15 protein-coding genes are annotated in these 16,227 nt (G+C 47.2%); 11 read left to right on the top strand and 4 right to left on the bottom strand.

All coding sequences use genetic code 11. From position 1 onward, the window contains the following. Positions 1-92: 92 nt before the first annotated feature. Entirely contained in the window at positions 93-707 is a 615-nt protein-coding gene (locus tag K4H25_RS11100) for a LysE family transporter (RefSeq protein ID WP_221020568.1), read from the top strand. Between the two features lie 255 nt (positions 708-962). Here K4H25_RS11100 and xseA read toward each other — a convergent pair whose 3' ends face one another. Together xseA and K4H25_RS11090 are read right to left on the bottom strand one after the other, a co-directional pair. Beyond that, positions 963-2,324, bottom strand: a complete 1,362-nt coding sequence (gene xseA / locus K4H25_RS11095; protein WP_221020567.1) for an exodeoxyribonuclease VII large subunit — start codon at positions 2,322-2,324, stop codon at positions 963-965. A gap of 490 nt (positions 2,325-2,814) precedes the next feature. Continuing rightward, positions 2,815-3,507, bottom strand: coding sequence for a FadR/GntR family transcriptional regulator (locus K4H25_RS11090; RefSeq protein WP_221020566.1), 693 nt, complete (start codon positions 3,505-3,507; stop codon positions 2,815-2,817). A 185-nt stretch (positions 3,508-3,692) separates the two neighbouring features. Here K4H25_RS11090 and uxuA point away from each other — a divergent pair, with 185 nt between their 5' ends. From uxuA to uxaC, 3 genes are all read left to right on the top strand, one after another. Next, entirely contained in the window at positions 3,693-4,748 is a 1,056-nt protein-coding gene (uxuA, locus tag K4H25_RS11085; protein ID WP_221020565.1) for a mannonate dehydratase, read from the top strand. Continuing rightward, positions 4,745-5,599: an SDR family oxidoreductase gene (locus tag K4H25_RS11080; protein WP_255587554.1), complete on the top strand. Its 855-nt coding sequence runs from the start codon at positions 4,745-4,747 to the stop codon at positions 5,597-5,599. Before uxuA ends, K4H25_RS11080 begins: the two co-directional genes overlap by 4 nt. A 257-nt stretch (positions 5,600-5,856) precedes the next feature. Further along, positions 5,857-7,026 carry a glucuronate isomerase gene (uxaC, locus tag K4H25_RS11075; RefSeq protein ID WP_221020564.1) on the top strand — a complete coding sequence of 390 codons (1,170 nt, stop codon included), beginning with the start codon at positions 5,857-5,859 and terminating at the stop codon, positions 7,024-7,026. Positions 7,027-7,056: 30 nt separating this feature from the next. On the opposite strand, the gene K4H25_RS11070 is transcribed toward uxaC, so the two are convergent. After that, positions 7,057-7,989: an IS5 family transposase gene (locus K4H25_RS11070; protein WP_221020333.1), complete on the bottom strand. Its 933-nt coding sequence runs from the start codon at positions 7,987-7,989 to the stop codon at positions 7,057-7,059. A 47-nt stretch (positions 7,990-8,036) separates the two neighbouring features. Between K4H25_RS11070 and K4H25_RS11065 the strand changes: the two genes are divergently transcribed. The 5 genes from K4H25_RS11065 to kdgK all read left to right on the top strand — a co-directional run bounded on the left by K4H25_RS11065 (position 8,037) and on the right by kdgK (position 12,669). Continuing rightward, positions 8,037-8,312, top strand: a complete 276-nt coding sequence (locus K4H25_RS11065) for a glucuronate isomerase (protein ID WP_221020563.1) — start codon at positions 8,037-8,039, stop codon at positions 8,310-8,312. Positions 8,313-8,435: 123 nt separating this feature from the next. Next, positions 8,436-9,419 (top strand): TRAP transporter substrate-binding protein, encoded by a 984-nt coding sequence (locus tag K4H25_RS11060; RefSeq protein WP_221020562.1) that lies wholly within the window; start codon positions 8,436-8,438, stop codon positions 9,417-9,419. A gap of 341 nt (positions 9,420-9,760) precedes the next feature. Continuing rightward, entirely contained in the window at positions 9,761-10,240 is a 480-nt protein-coding gene (locus tag K4H25_RS11055; RefSeq protein ID WP_221020561.1) for a TRAP transporter small permease, read from the top strand. Positions 10,241-10,242: 2 nt separating this feature from the next. Next, the gene (locus K4H25_RS11050) at positions 10,243-11,550 is read left to right on the top strand and encodes a TRAP transporter large permease (RefSeq protein WP_221020560.1); all 1,308 of its coding nucleotides are present in this window, start codon (positions 10,243-10,245) and stop codon (positions 11,548-11,550) included. Positions 11,551-11,727: 177 nt separating this feature from the next. Continuing rightward, positions 11,728-12,669, top strand: coding sequence for a 2-dehydro-3-deoxygluconokinase (kdgK, locus tag K4H25_RS11045; protein WP_221020559.1), 942 nt, complete (start codon positions 11,728-11,730; stop codon positions 12,667-12,669). A 224-nt stretch (positions 12,670-12,893) separates the two neighbouring features. Here the strand turns inward: kdgK and K4H25_RS11040 are convergent, their stop codons facing one another. Then, on the bottom strand, positions 12,894-14,228 hold the full coding sequence (locus K4H25_RS11040) for an NCS2 family permease (RefSeq protein WP_221020558.1): 1,335 nt from the start codon (positions 14,226-14,228) through the stop codon (positions 12,894-12,896). 436 nt (positions 14,229-14,664) lie between these two features. Here K4H25_RS11040 and K4H25_RS11035 point away from each other — a divergent pair, with 436 nt between their 5' ends. After that, complete coding sequence (locus K4H25_RS11035; RefSeq protein ID WP_221020557.1) at positions 14,665-15,273, top strand: MotA/TolQ/ExbB proton channel family protein; 609 nt, start codon at positions 14,665-14,667, stop codon at positions 15,271-15,273. A 239-nt stretch (positions 15,274-15,512) separates the two neighbouring features. Continuing rightward, positions 15,513-15,938: an ExbD/TolR family protein gene (locus K4H25_RS11030; RefSeq protein ID WP_173534436.1), complete on the top strand. Its 426-nt coding sequence runs from the start codon at positions 15,513-15,515 to the stop codon at positions 15,936-15,938. Positions 15,939-16,227: the final 289 nt, after the last annotated feature.

The raw sequence follows: 16,227 nt of genomic DNA, 5'->3' as shown, positions 1-16,227 counted from the left end.
GGTTAGCAATATTGACCAAGCCACAGCATGTAATCGAGAAAAAGTGACAATTGAGCGCTAAGCTGATGGATTAATTGCATAAGGAGCGACTCGTGAATGAGATATCTGCAATAGCAACAGTGGCGGCCATTTCTGCTGTGGGTATTTTAAGCCCGGGGCCGGATTTTATTGCGGTTTCCTATACGGCGGTGACTGGCAATCGAAAATTAGCGGCATTAGTGGCCGCTGGCGTCGTGCTAGGAAATGGCTTTTGGGCAGGTGCAGCGCTGCTTGGGGTGGGGCTATTATTTGAATTATTTCCGTCGATGTTCTTAGCAATCAAATTCGCTGGTGCTGTTTATCTGATGTGGCTGGGCTATAAGCTATTGAAAAATGCGCGCACGCCATTGCCAGAAGGGATTAGCACAGAGAACGTTCATTTGCTGGCCGCATTCACCAAAGGCCTATCCACCACGATGGCCAATCCTAAAGCGGCAATTTACTATGCGTCTGCATTATCTACGGCTGCTCCGTCTGGTGCTGGCTGGCCATTGTTATTTGGCATGCTACTTGCGGTTGTCGTTGTGGCGACCATTTGGTTTTCTATTGTCGTTTTTGTTCTTTCCAATAAAAGGTCGTCTTTGATTTTTAGAAAAACGAAGTTGTATTTCGAATCATTCTTTGGTGTGTTGTTGCTGTTTTTTGGTCTCAGGCAATTATTGAAATAGTGCTTAGATTGGGTTAAACGAAATACAGCCCAACGTTCACCGCGATTGTTGGGCTTCGTAAGCTCTGCACCAAGCTACAAACACCTTCCGCTGTGTTTCGGGGCGAGTCAGTCAAGCCCAATCGATATCAATCGATAAGAATCTACGCTTGCGCGCATTGTTCCTTGATGGTTTCACTTCACGCTCGGTGCGCTTGAGCGAGGTTTTAAGCCTCGTTCCGGCGGCGTGGTATCCGCGCCAAACCCAAAATTCCCGTTAAATTGGTAGCTCTTTTTGCTCAATCACGCCTTGGTTGACGTTGACGCTGATTTTTTCGTCGGCAAATTGCACGTTGAGCGTGTCACCGGCGCGTACTTCGCTGGCTTGGCGAATGAGGGTGCCATCGGTTCGGCTCACTAGCGCGTAGCCGCGTGCTAACACTGTTTGCGGATTCCACGGCTGGAGTTTGAGCGTGGCTTGCTCGATTTGCTGGCGCTGGGTTTGAATTTGCCCGTGCATGGCGCGCTGCAAGGCTTCGCGCAATTGCGCTAGGCGCAGTTGTTGGCGTTGCACGTTGGGTAATTGATGCTTAAGGCGCAGCGCCAAGCGGCTGAGCGCTTCTTGCCGCTCAATCAGTTGGCTGTGAAAGCGATGCGTAAATCGGCTGCGCAGTAATTGTAGTTGCGCTTGCTGGCGGGCGAGTTTTTGCCCCGGATGTTGTAGGCGGCGACCAAGCTGATCGACTTGCAGCATTTTATTGTGTAGCTCGCGCTCAAACGCTCTAACCAAGCGTTGCTGCTGGTGGTGTAATAAATTGAGGAGTTCTTGCCGGTTTCGGCTCACGAGTTCCGCCGCAGCAGTTGGGGTGGGGGCGCGTAAATCGGCTGCAAAATCGCTAATGGTAAAGTCGGTTTCATGGCCAACGCCGCTCACTACCGGCATATTGCACGCGGCGATGGCGCGCGCGACTACTTCTTCATTAAACGACCATAAGTCTTCTAAGCTGCCGCCGCCGCGACACACAATTAGTACGTCCACTTCGTCGCGCTGGCTGGCGGTGCGAATGGCATTGGCAATTTGCGGCGCAGCATCGAGCCCTTGCACTGGCGTTGGATATAAAATCACCGGCGTATTGGGTGTACGGCGCGCCAAGGTGCTCAGTACATCGCGTAGCGCTGCTGCCGACGGCGAGGTAACAATGCCGATGGCCTTGGGGTATTGCGGTAGTGGGCGTTTATTATCTTGATCAAACAAACCTTCGCTCGCGAGCTGCTTTTTAAGCGCTTCAAAGCGCTCAAACAATGCCCCCAAACCCGCCGGGCGCATCGCTTCGATGGTGAGCTGAAAATCACCGCGCGCTTCGTACAAAGTCACAATCGCCCGCGCTTCAACTTGCAAACCTTCGCGCGGCTGAAAATCGAGCAAACCCGCCCGATTACGAAACATCACGCAGCGCACCTGCGCGCCCGCATCTTTAAGGCTGAAATAGCAATGCCCTGAATCGTAACGCTTAAAATTAGAAATCTCGCCCACCACCCAAAGTTGCGGCAGACCAGTCTCTAAAAGCGTGCGTACTTTTCTATTCAGCTGCGTGACAGAAAATACAGCACTTTGTGCTATTGACAAATCAGTTTTCACGCGAATCCAGCCTTAATTAATCCACAAAATCGCCAATCTAAGCCATTTGGCATAATATTTTAAAGTTGTAGTTCATTTGTTGGTGCTAAGTTGTTGATTTGTATGTATTTATTGTTTTTGCCTAAAATCTAGGCAAACTAAACAAATCAAACCAAAACCACGCTTTTGGCCCCGTTTTTAGCACTTCCCCACAAAATTGTCCACAGAAACTGAGGATTAAAAATGGACTACATTCTGTCAATAAAGTGGGTTCTGAACCGAAACTTTCATCTGATCCTAACGGCGGTATCGGCATTTTTGCAACAGCAAGCAGGCGACATCATTCAATCTGGCGCAGCAGCCATGCTAAATTTTTAAGTCAAATAGACAGCTAACGCCTTGAGTCGTCAGGCATTGTATTTTGAGTTGGGGCTTGGTGTTTAGGGTTGGTGTCGATTTTGGCCACCCGCTGACGCGGGTTTGGCCAATTCATCGATTGAGTCGGGAGCAGTTAGCTGAAGTTGGGTTTGAATAATTTACTGTATACATGTTGTAAATGCGTGCGCATGGCTTGGCGGGCGGCGTTGGCATCGCGATTGACTAACGCTGCGGTGATGTTTTGATGGTCCAGTAGCATCACTTCCGAAACGTCATCCGCGCAAAGCGCTTCAAAGCGCGTAAATATTGCGCTGTAACGCTGATTCCATAAGTCTTTGAGGATTTTTTCTAAAATCGTATTGCCAGTGAGCTCGCCGATTAAGAAGTGAAACTTCATGTCTAAATCATGAAATTCACTGCTGTTTTTGGTGTTGTCTTGCATTTGCTGCATCACTTGCTGCAATGCGAGTAATTGCGCGTCACTGGCATTGATGGCGGCCAGCGCAGCGAGTTCACCTTCGATCAGCTCACGCGCTTTGAGTAATTCTTCAACACTGATTTCATCAATTTCATTCGGTTCGGCTTGGGCGGGTAGTAAATTTTTAACAAAAACGCCATTACCGGTTCGAATATCAACCCAGCCTAAGATCTCCAAAACGATTAAAGCTTCGCGTACTGATGAGCGACTCACGCCTAGTTGCTGAGATAAATCGCGCTCGGCGGGTAGCGCTTGCCCAGCGATGAACTTGCCTTCTTTTATTTGTTGAATCAATAGTTTAGAGATTTTTTGGTACAGTCGTTCTGCTTTAATAATAGGTAAAGGCATTTACTTCTCCGTCGCGCGAATGCTTTGGCTGCTCCTTGTGGAGTCGGCGCCACTGTATCGATAAAACAAGTGGGATCCACTAGAGGATATCCCTTACTTGCGGTGAATGTTCGAATCATTATAATCGATTTCATCAAGAATTGGTCTGACCACTAGGCCATCAGGCTATTTAAAGGAGTGCAGTAATGAAGATGACTTTTCGTTGGTACGGCGCAAGCGATCCGGTTTCTTTGGAATATATCCGTCAGATTCCTGGCATGGATGGCATTGTTTCTGCGGTGTACGACATTCCGGTCGGCGAAGTTTGGCCGGTGGAAAATATTCAAAAGCTAAAGCAAACCATCGAGTCGCACGGCCTTAAATTTGAAGTGATCGAAAGCGTGCCGGTGCACGAAGACATTAAATTGGGTAAGCCGAGTCGCGATCGTTTGATTGCCAATTACGCCCAAACATTACGCAATCTGGCGCAGTGCGGCTTAAAAGTTGTTTGCTACAACTTTATGCCGGTATTTGATTGGACTCGCACTACGCTCAGTATGCCTTTGCCCGATGGCTCAAATACGTTGGCGTTTAGCGTGGCCGAAGTCGCCCAGATCGATCCAGACCAAGGCATTTCTTTACCGGGTTGGGATAGCAGCTACACCCCAGCTGAGCTCAAAGCGCTGTTGGCTGAATACGCGCCGATTGATGAAGAAACTTTGTGGGCACATTTGAGCTACTTCTTGCACGGCATTATTCCTACCGCCAGCGAAGTGGGCATCAAAATGGCGATGCATCCGGATGATCCGCCGCGTCCGATTTTTGGCTTGCCGCGCATTATTAAAAACCGCGCTGACTTGCAACGTTTGTTGGCGATTATTGATACGCCAGCCAATGGTTTAACGCTGTGCTCAGGCTCTTTAGGTGCGGATTGCAATAACGATATTGTTGAATTAGTTCGCGAATTTGCCGGTCGTGGCCGAATTCATTTTGCGCATTTACGTAATGTTAAAGTCAATGCAGCAGGAGATTTTCACGAAACCAGTCACAAATCGAGCGATGGGTCTTTAGATATGGGGCAAATTGTTCGTGCTTATTATGAAGCGGGTTTTGAAAGTTATGTGCGTCCAGACCATGGCCGAATGATTTGGGGCGAAACCGGCAAACCGGGTTATGGCTTATATGATCGCGCCTTGGGTGCGGTGTATTTGAATGGTTTATGGGAAGGCATTGAGAAAGCCAAACAGGAGCAAGCACAATGAAATTGCCATTTGAAATTGACTTAAACAATAAAGTTGCGGTCGTGACCGGCGGCGCAGGGGTGTTATGCGCTGAATTGGCGGCGGCCTTGGCCAAAAATGGCGCAAAAATCGCCATTTTGGATTTGAACCTTGCCGCAGCAGAAGCCGCTGCGCAGCAAATGCGTGATTTGGGTGCGATGGCGATCGGCGTGGCGTGCAATGTGTTGCAGCGTGAATCGCTCGATGCTGCGGCAGCGCGGGTGTTGGCTGAGTTAGGCCCTTGTGACTTGTTGCTCAATGGCGCTGGTGGTAATCACCCGAAAGGCACCACCGGGCAAGAGTATTTGGATGTTGATCGTTTAGACGACCCAGAATTAACCAGCTTTTTTGATCTAGACCCCGCTGGCATTGAGTTCGTGTTTAACCTCAACTTTCTTGGTACTTTGCTGCCAACACAAGTGTTTGCGCGGCAAATGCTGGGCCGTACCGGCTGCAGCATTATCAATATTTCTTCGATGAGTGCATTTTGCCCATTGACCAAAATCCCAGCGTATAGCGCCGCCAAAGCCGCGGTGAGTAATTTTACGCAATGGCTAGCAGTGCATTTTAGCAAAGCCGGTATTCGGGTGAATGCTTTGGCGCCGGGCTTCTTTTTGACGCAGCAAAATCATAAATTATTGATTGATGAAAACAGCGGCGAATTCACCGCTCGCGCGCAAAAAATCATTCAGCAAACCCCGATGGGCCGTTTTGGTGAATCGCACGAATTGGTCGGCACTTTGCTCTGGCTCGCCAGCGAAGAAGCGTCTGGTTTTGTCAATGGCACGGTGATTGCCATTGATGGCGGCTTCTCGGCGTATTCAGGCGTTTAAATTTTTGCGATACATCATGGTGGTATTTAGATGCAGGCCAATTTAAATATGCCTCACATCTAAATACCCTGTGATTAAAGTTTGAAATTGTAAATATTATGGTTTTGTTGTGTGAGTAAGGTTTGAGATCATCGCTGTCAGTTTGGCGCAGAGCGCGCCTAGCACGATGTAGCAACGATTCGCGTTGCGCTTACTTGGCAATAAACCCATGCAAGGCATTGATCTGGAATACCGCGGGTCAGTGGCAAAAGGAAAGCATGATGAAATCATTTATGGATCAGGATTTTTTGCTCGACACTGGGGTTGCCCAGCAGCTTTATCACGACATCGCTGCCGATTTACCGATTATTGACTACCACTCGCACCTGCCACCCGATGAAATCGCCAACCGAAAGTCTTGGCGCAATATGACCGAACTTTGGCTCGGTGGTGATCATTATAAATGGCGCTTAATGCGTAGTGCTGGGATTGATGAATCGCTCATTACTGGTAACGCATCTGATGAAGCAAAATTCAACGCCTTTTGTTCCGCCTTGCCGCAAGCGATTGGCAATCCAATTTATCACTGGTCGCATTTAGAATTACGCCGAATTTTTGGTATTGATACCCTAATTAATGCCAAAAATGCCCCGCAACTCTGGACTGACATTAATCAAAAATTAGCCCAGATGGATAGCTGGTCGATGCTTAAACAAGCCAATGTTGAAATCGCTTGTACCACCGATGACCCCGCTGATGATTTGCTTGATCATCAACACATAGCCAATTCGTCGTTAAATACCCGCGTATTACCGGCATTTCGCCCTGATAAAGCCATGCGCATTAATGATGCTGGATTTATCGATTATTTGGCCAAATTGAGCCAATGCAGCGGTGTTGAGATTCAATCATTTAAGCAATTAATTTTGGCGCTAGCTAAGCGAATTGAGTTTTTCCATTTGCACGGCGCACGAATTAGCGATCATGCCGTCGATTTAGCTTTGCCGCATCAAATCATCAGTGATAGCGAATTAGAGGTGATTTTCCAGCAGCGTTTAGCTGGTCAGCTGCTATCACCCGCCGCGCAATCGCAATATCTATTTGCCATATTGGCGCAATTAGCCCCGCATTATGCCGCCCAGCAATGGACGATGTGTTTACACATTGGTGCGCAGCGCAATAATAACCAACGCCAGTTGATACGACTCGGTGCCGATACCGGTTATGACGCGATTTCTGGTATGGATGTTTCATTGGGTTTGGCGCATTTGCTCGATACGCTCGATGCGCAGCAATGCCTGCCTAAAACCATGCTGTTTTGTTTAAATCCCAATTTAAATGAAGTGCTATCGACTTTAATGGGCTGTTATCAAGATGGCTCGATTGCCGGCAAAGTGCAATTTGGCCCAGCTTGGTGGTTTAACGGCTTTGTTGCACAAATCAACTAGAGGGTAAGTCACCCCTAACCCCAGACGGATTTATCCCACTCTTACCGTCATTGGCGTACCCAGTTGCGTGAAGCGATTTAAGATCGCTGCACGCACTTGCAACTCAGCCACCTGACGATCAAAGTCCCGCGCCATCACTCGTTCACCCAATAGTTTGAAGCATTGCATTTTGGTTTCTACCAAGCTACGTCGATGATACCCAGACCATTTTTTCCAGATGGCCCTACCCAAGTATTTGGTCGCCCGTAAGATGTCATTCCGCGCTCTCGCTCCGGCCGTATTTTCTTTCCGAAATTGTGCATTTTTCCGTGTAGGAATAATCGCTGCCGCACCTCTTGCCGCAATGGCATTGTGGCATTCTTTGGTGTCGTAAGCGCCATCACCGTAAATCGCCGCAATCTGTTCAGACTCGGGAATCTGATTCATCAATTCCGGCAAAATGGGCGCATCACCTGTTTTGTTATCGGTGACCTCGATGGCACGAATTTCAAGGGTTTCGGCATCAATGCCGAGGTGAACTTTACGCCACTGCCTACGATATTCAGCGCCGTGTTTTTTGGTTTTCCATTCACCTTCACCGAGCATTTTGATGCCTGTGCTATCGACGAGTAAATGCAGTCCACCCTGACTTTGACGGGCCGGAATCGTGACTTTCAGCGTTTTTTGTCGACGAGAGATCGTGCTCGAATCAGGAACGTTCCAATCTAAGTTGGCGAGCCGAAGTAGGCTTTCAACCATGCCGGTTGCTTGGCGCAATGCGAGGCCAAACAGGCATTTGATGGTGAGGCAGAATTGAATGGCAGCATCGCTAAAAGTGGGGTTTCGTCCGCGCTTGCCAGTGGGCTCAGCAGCCCATTTCAGCGCTGGATCAAGCCAAATCATTAATGCGCCACGCGATTTCAAAGCTGCGTGATAGCTTGGCCAGTTGGTGGTTTTGTATTTGTGGGGTGCTGGTTTGCTCATATCGCTATTCTATATCGCTATTCTACCAGCAGCATTGCGCCGCTGATTTGTGCAACAAAGCCTGGTTTAACGATCATAAAGAAGGCAATTTGCAGCAATTTATTACCTTGGCTAATCACGGCGTATTTGGTGCATTTGTTGGCATGGTGACCGACTCGCGTAGTTTTGCTTCTTACCCACGACATGATTATTTCCGCCGCTTATTGTGCCGCCAAGTCGGCGCTTGGGTGGAATCTGGCGAATATCCACACGACGAAGAGGCATTAAGCCAAATTATTCGTGGTGTGTGTTATGACAATGCCAAAAAGTATTTCTCATTATAAAAAAAGCCAATCACCTGCGATAGATCACTAATAAAAATTAAATGCAGGGTTGATTGCTGGTTTAGGTTTTTAGTTATTTTGATAGTTGGAATGGTTTTCTTTAATTAAGGGTGTAATTCAATCATGAAAAAAACATTATTAAGTAAAATGATCGCCTCTGCTGTAATTTTGGGTTTTGTTTCTGCGCCAGCAATGTCGGCAGTGAGAATGAAATTAAGTCACAACCAAAGTGTGCAGCATCCAGTTCATGTCTCGATGAAGTATTTTGCCGATCGCGCCAAAGTCCTTTCTAACGGCGATGTGCAGATTCGGATTTATCCTGATGGCTCATTGGGCGATCAAAAAGATTCATTAGAGCAAGTACAAAATGGCGCGATTGCTTTAGCAAAATCCAATGCCTCTGAGCTAGAATCATTCCACAAACCATATAGTGTATTTAACTACCCCTATATTTTTAACGATAGCAACCACTTTTACAAAGTATTGTTTAGCCCGATTGGTAAAGATATTTTAGCGTCTTCAGCATCTAAAGGCTTTATCGGGATTGCTTATTACGATGGTGGCGCGCGTAGTTTTTATGCTAAAAAACCAATTAAATCACCCGCTGATTTAAAAGGCATGAAGATCCGCGTGCAGCCAAGTAAAACGGCGATTGAAATGCTGACCGTCATGGGCGCTAATCCAACGCCATTGTCATTTGGTGAGCTATATACCTCATTGCAACAAGGGGTGGTCGATGGTGCAGAAAATAACCCACCTTCATTTACCTTAAATCGCCATAGCGAAGTGGCTAAGTTTTTTAGTTTAGATGAACACACTATGGTGCCCGATGTCTTGGTGATGTCGACTAAAGTTTGGAATAAATTATCTAATTCAAATAAAAAAGCCATTTTGCAAGCGGCTGAAGAATCAACCAATAAAATGCGCACGCTATGGGCAGCCAGCGAAAAGCTTGAATTAGAAAAAGCCAAAAAAATGGGGGTGAGTATTGTTGCTGTGGATAAAAAACCATTCCAAGATGCAGTGAAACCGATTTTTGATAAGCTCAAAGTCAGTGACCCAACAACTTATGAGCAAGTTGAAAAAATTCGCGCCTTAGGTCGTTAATTTAATAGCGAAGTCAATAGGGGGTAAAGCACAAATACTTTAGAGCATTGATTAAGTATTTGTGCTTTTTTTTCGTCCATTGCTGAGTGTAATTAATTACATTTGGCGATCTAAAATTCTGATTATTTCTTTGTTTTATCGCAATTATTGCAATGCATAAATCGTTGATGATTGTGTGTCGAGAATTAATTATCTCTTGATAAATTTCTTTGTCATTAAGTCGTACAAAGGTTATCTAAAAACGTGCGCGTTACGATGAGCTCGATACAGAGACGGGTAATGCCAAGATAAGGTTGTACGACTGGTTGTAAATATATTTATAAGTGGTTAAGGATAATATTATGGAATTGATTAAACGCTGCTTGGATTTTGTTTTATCCAGATTGATTATTTTTCTGTTTTCAGTATTGCTCATTTGTATTGTTTGGCAAGTGTTGGCGCGTTGGATGGGGGTGAATAGTACTTTTACCGATGAAGGCGCCCGGTTTATTTTTATTTGGGTGGGTTTATTTGGTGCTTCTTTAGCGCATGGACAAAAACGACATTTAGCCATTGATTTATTAACCAGCCGTTTAACAGGGCGTCGCAAAATATGGTCTGATCGATTGATTCATTGTTTGGTGATTGTTTTTTCTGTGTCGGTGATGGTGATGGGCGGCTATATGGCCATGCTCAACACCCAAGGTCAGGTTTCTAGTGCAATGCATATCCCGATGTGGATTATCTATTTAGCGATTCCCCTCAATGGTTTAGCGATTACTTTTTATAGCTTGAATGATTTACTTCAAGCGATGAAAGCGCCACAGTTACAAGGAGCATAATCATGGATTGGTTTGCGCTGTCAGTTTTATTTGGTTTGTTTTTTGTTTTGATTTTCTTGGGTTTACCCGTTTCATTTGCAATTGGTTTATCGTCGATTGCCACTTTGGTGTTTGCAGCAGATATTCCGCTGACATCAAGTTTGATGACCATGGCGCAAAAAATGGCGTCGGGATTGGATAGCTTTGGTTTATTAGCGATTCCATTTTTTATTTTGGCGGGCAATATTATGAATCGTGGTGGTTTAGCGATTCGCTTGATTAATTTTGCCAAGGTGCTAGGTGGCCGTTTGCCTGGTCCTTTACTGCATTGCAATGTGTTGGCCAATATGATGTTTGGTGCATTGTCCGGTTCGGCCGTAGCGTCAGCCGCAGCAGTGGGTGGGGTGATGGCGCCACTACAAAAAAAAGAAGGTTATGATCCGGCGTTTTCAGCGGCGGTGAATATCGCTTCTGCGCCAGTGGGCTTGCTGATTCCGCCATCAAATACTTTTATTGTGTATTCCTTAGTCTCTGGTGGTACTTCGGTTGCGGCACTCTTTTTAGCGGGTTATTTGCCCGGCATGTTGTGGGGCGGCGCTTTGATGTTGATTGCCGGTTTGATCGCGAAAAAACGCGGTTATGTGGCAGAACAAAAACCAACTTTAAAAGACTTTGTTTTTTACGCTAAAGCTGCAATTCCTTCGTTAATGCTGATTATCATCATTATGGGTGGCATTTTGTCGGGTCTTTGTACGCCGACTGAAGCTTCAGCGATTGCCGTGGTGTATTGCTTGGCACTGACTTTTTTATACCGCGATTTAAGTCTTAAAGATTTGCCTAGCATTATTTTGGAATCAGCTTTAGTAACCTCGATCGTGATGCTATTGATTGGCGTATCAATGGGGATGAGCTATGCGATGGTATTTACTGATATTCCAGCGACGATTAGCGATGCTTTATTGGCGATCTCAGATAATCCAATCATCATTTTATTGATTATTAACTTGGTGTTTTTGGTAGTCGGCTTCTTTATGGATATGACGCCAGCGATTTTGATTTTCACGCCGATTTTTTATCCGATTGCCGTGGTTGAATTGGGCATGAATCCGATTCATTTCGGGGTAATGATGACCTTTAATCTGTGCTTAGGGATTTGCACGCCACCTGTGGGTAGTTCGCTATTTATTGGTTGTTCGGTGGCGAAAGTTTCGATTGAAAAAGTCATTAAGCCTTTATTGCCTTTATATGGCGCGATTGCGGTGGCGTTGTTATTGGTGGTTTTTGTGCCTGAAATTTCAATGTTTATTCCTAATTTGTTCGGTTACGAATAATTCAACGATAGGTCTACTTCGGTGTGCGGCTGGCCGCCGCCGGAGTGATTTAACATATAAAAGGCCTATAGATATACCCACCTTATTTTTATAGCAAGACACTGACGCTTGCTTGATTAACACAGCATGTTTGACGGCGATTGAAGTGCCGTTGATTTGAATGGAAGTGATCTCATCATGAATAAAACAGCACAAGGTATCGCTTTAATCGGCGAATGTATGATCGAACTTCGCCGCGAGCCCGCGCATTTAAACTATCGCTTTGGCGGTGATACGCTCAATACGGCGATTTATTTGGCGCGCCAGCTCGATGCGGCGTTTGAAGTGCGTTATGTAACGGCTTTAGGCGTGGATGGCTTTAGTCATGAAATGATTCAAGCTTGGCAAGGCGAGCAAATTTGTACCGATTGGGTGCTGCAAGATCAGTGCCGACTGCCCGGCATGTATTTGATTGAAACTGAAGACAATGGCGAGCGGCATTTTCATTACTGGCGCAGTGATTCGGCGGCTAAATATTGGTTGCAGCACCCGGCAGCGCCGATTGTGCTCGCTGATTTGGCGCAGTGCCGAATGATTTATTTATCAGGCATTAGTCTGGCGATTTTAAGCGTTGCTGATCGCGCTGTGTTGTTGGCTGAGCTGCAAAAAGCCAAGGCAGCGGGTAGCCAAATTGTATTTGATAATAACTATCGCCAGCGCTTGTGGGAAAGCCGTGAAGTGGCGCAAGCCAATTATCGCGCTATTTTGCAATTGGCCGATATTGCCTTGCTAACGCTAGACGATGAAGTAGCGCTGTATGGCGAAGAATCGGTAGCAGCGGTGATTGCGCGAGCTCAAGCGTGCGGCGTGACTGAGGTGGTGATTAAGCGCGGCGGTAGTGCGTGTATTGTCGCCACCGCAGATATGCAAATTGAAATCTCGGCTGAGCCCGTCACTAAAGTGGTGGATACCACGGCGGCGGGGGACTCATTTGCTGCTGGCTATTTGGCGGCACGTTTGCAAGGTATGGACTATCAAGCGGCAGCGATGCAGGCGCATCGTTTGGCAGGGATTGTGATTCAGCACCCGGGCGCGATTATTCCGCGTGAAAATATGCCGAGCGCGACGGTTGCGGCTTAAGGTTACGCCGCTTGCTGATGTCTTGTGTTCAGCAAGCCAACGATGTTGTAGATGATGTTGTAGGGTCGGCTTTAGCCGACGATTTAAGGTATGCGCTCGCTTGAACGCGGCCCCACAAAAATCGGCTAAAGCAAAGCCATAATCAAAAAAAGCCTTATCCCGATCAACTCGGGATAAGGCTTTGTTTTAAGCGTTTATCAGTGCTTAGCAGTGATTACAACGCTTTAGTGTGCGTCGACCCAGAAAAACTTAAGCGCAAATAAACCGGCCACAATCCACGAGCAAGGGTGGATTTCACGCCAGCGGCCAGTGCCGGTTTTCATCACGCAATAGGCAATAAAGCCCATTGCTACGCCCTCGGTAATCGAAAACGTAAACGGCATCATGACTGCCGCAATAAATGACGGCACGGCTTCGGTGAGGTCTTCCCAATTGACTTTGGCCAATTCAGAGCACATCAACACGCCGACAAAAATCATTGCGCCAGCGGCGGCATACGCAGGAACCATGGCTGCCAGTGGCGAGAAAAACACCGCCAGCAAAAATAACACCCCAACGACAATCGCCGTTAAACCGGTGCGGCCACCCACTGCCACGCCCGAAGTGCTCTCGATATACGCCGATGTGGCCGAAGTGCCGAGCACCGCGCCACTGATTGAGCTTAAGCTATCAACCACCATTGCCTGCTTCATGCGCGGGAAACGGCCTTGCTCATCAACCATATTGGCGCGGGTGGTTACGCCAATTAAAGTGCCCGATGAATCAAATAAATTAACCAGCAAGAATGAAAAAATCACCCCTGCCAAAGCAATGTCAAGCGAGCCCATTAAATCGAGCTGGCCCAGCACGGGCGACATACTTGGCGGCATTGCCACCACGCCTTTAAAGCTAACGTCGCCCAAAAAATAACCCAAGGCGGTCGTGACCGCAATCGAGATCAAAACGGCAGAATGAATGCCTTTTTGCGCAAAAATACAAATAATAAAAAAGCCCAGCGCGCCCAAGATACAAGGGATAGACGCTAAATTACCTACGGCGACCATCGTCGCTGGATTGGCGACCACGATGCCGGTGTTTTGTAAGCCAATCAAGGCAATCAACAAGCCAATCCCGGCGGTAATCCCGACGCGCAAGCTATGTGGAATGTTAACCACCAGCCAGTAACGAACGCGTAGCAGTGTTAGGATCAGCATACCCAGCGCGCCCCAAAAAATCGTGCCCATACCGATTTGCCACGAATAGCCCATGCCAGTGACGACCACAAAAGCAAAAAAGGCATTCAGCCCCATCGCTGGCGCAATGGCAATCGGTAGATTGGCAACGGCACCCATCAAAATACAGCTCAGACCGGTGACCACGCAGGTGGCTACAAAAACTGCCTGCGGATCCATGCCCGCGTTCGACAAGATTTGTGGGTTAACAAAAATGATGTACACCATCGTTAAAAAGGTGGTAACCCCAGCGATGAACTCGGTTTTGGCATCAGAGCCATGGCGCTGTAGTTTAAAAAAACGCTCGAGTAAACTCGTCGGCTCGGCGGTAGAGGGCGCTTGATTCATGGGGTTCTCAAAATAAAAACAAAAAATAAATAAGTCAGTTATCGACTATTTCTAGCGTCGTGCTCCATCCTACCGCACCGGCGATAAAGGTTTAAATTTGCGCGGAAACGATAGATTGCAGACGTGTTTAATGGACAATTTTAAAGCAATCTGGCACCAAAGGCTGTATTGAGCATTTACATCTTAGGGGCTTGCAATTTGTGAATGCATTTTTTTGGGCTTGTTTTGGGCCGATGCAACGTTGAATTACGCTGTTCTTTGTCTCGCGTCAGCCTGCTGCGTGGCAGCGAAAATCGCAAATATTGGACTTGGCCGCGCATTTCGTTGGCGCACAGTGTGAATCTTATTTAATTCTTCAGCGCTAACCCTTCCCCTTACACCGTATTCGGGCTAAAGTTACGCGGTTTTTGCCATTCGTCTAATCAAGGTTTTTATTATGCTCGCTATCATCGAGGCCGCAGGCTGGCCCATCTGGCTGATTATCGCTGCTTCTATTGCAACGGTGACCATTATTATTGAGCGTTTGCTGTCCTTACGTAAAACATTGGTGCTGCCGCAAGGTACTTTGGCCAAAGTGGTGCAAGAGTATCGTAGCCAAGGCGTTACGGCAGAAAGTTTGAATAAGTTGTCAGCGTCTAGCCCCTTGGGCAAGGTGTTGGCGGCGGGCTTGAAAAACGTCAAAAGCTCGCGCGAAATCATGAAAGAATCAATCGAAGAAACCGGTAGCGCCGTTGCCCATGACTTAAATCGCTATTTATCGACTTTAGGTACGCTGGCCGCGGTAACGCCGCTGTTGGGTTTGTTTGGTACCGTCATCGGGATGATCGAGATTTTTGGTTCGCAAGCCCCAAGTGGCGCCGGTAACCCAGCCGCTTTGGCGCACGGGATTTCGATTGCGCTGTATAACACCGCTTTCGGGATTATCGTTGCCGTGCCAGCGTTGATGTTTTATCGCTATTTTGCCAGTAAGGTCGATGACTTTATTGTTGAGATGGAGCAGCAGGCGATTAAGTTGGTTGAGATTGTCCACGGCGAACGCCACTAATAAAAAAACGGGCTGCGAAGCCCAAATACGGCGTTAAAAAGCGGCTCAAAATCCTCATTTACAAATGTAAACTCCGGTTTTTCGTCGCTTTTTGCCTTGTCTTTGGACTTCTCGCTCCGTTTTGAGCATTGCTAGCGTGAATCTGCATATTTATGTGCACCGGTTCCTGCGCTCTGGGCGCCCCACTTGAAACGGGCGCTCGCTACTTTAAAAAACGCTCTTTGCAGGCGGTATAAAACATGAAATTCAATAAAGGCCGTCGTGGCCGCATTGATCCGGAAATCAACTTTATTCCCTTGATCGACGTGTTGTTGGTGATTTTGATTTTCTTGATGGCAACAACCACGTATTCCAAGTTTGCCGAGCTGAAAATCAACCTGCCAACGGCCGACGCCGTGAAGCAAGAAGAACAACCGCAATCGATCCAAGTTGGCATTTCGGGTAATGGGCAATTAATGATTAATGGCCAACCCGCGCAATTTAATAGCCCCGACGATTTCGCGGTACAACTGCGCCGCGCCGCCGGCAGCAACGCCGAGCCGATGATCGTCATCAACGCCGACGCGCAAACCAGCCACCAAAACGTCGTCAACGTCATGGAAGCGGCAAGGGTCGCTGGCTACGGCAAGCTGACATTTGCCACGCAGACCAGCGGGCAGAAGTGATTGGATTGATCGTTAAAAACGGCGCTTAGGCGCCGTTTTTTGTGGGGAGATTAAATGCTTTAGCCCGTAGCGTGTGCAAATCTTGATTTGCGCACGCGGGATACAGCGTTTAAATCAGTGTTGAATTGGTGGCTTACACCTTTTTGGCTATCCATTCTTTATGGGTGATGTATTTGCTTGTGGGTACTTGACTGACAATGCTTGGCGGAAAATACATTGGTATTTTCTTGTGCTTGGAAATCAATCGACTCTGACCCCTTTGATTTCCCTTTGATTTCCAACCCAACAA

The organism is Deefgea piscis (assembly GCF_019665785.1).
Lineage (GTDB): Bacteria > Pseudomonadota > Gammaproteobacteria > Burkholderiales > Chitinibacteraceae > Deefgea.
This window is presented reverse-complemented; position numbering and strand designations above follow the sequence as displayed.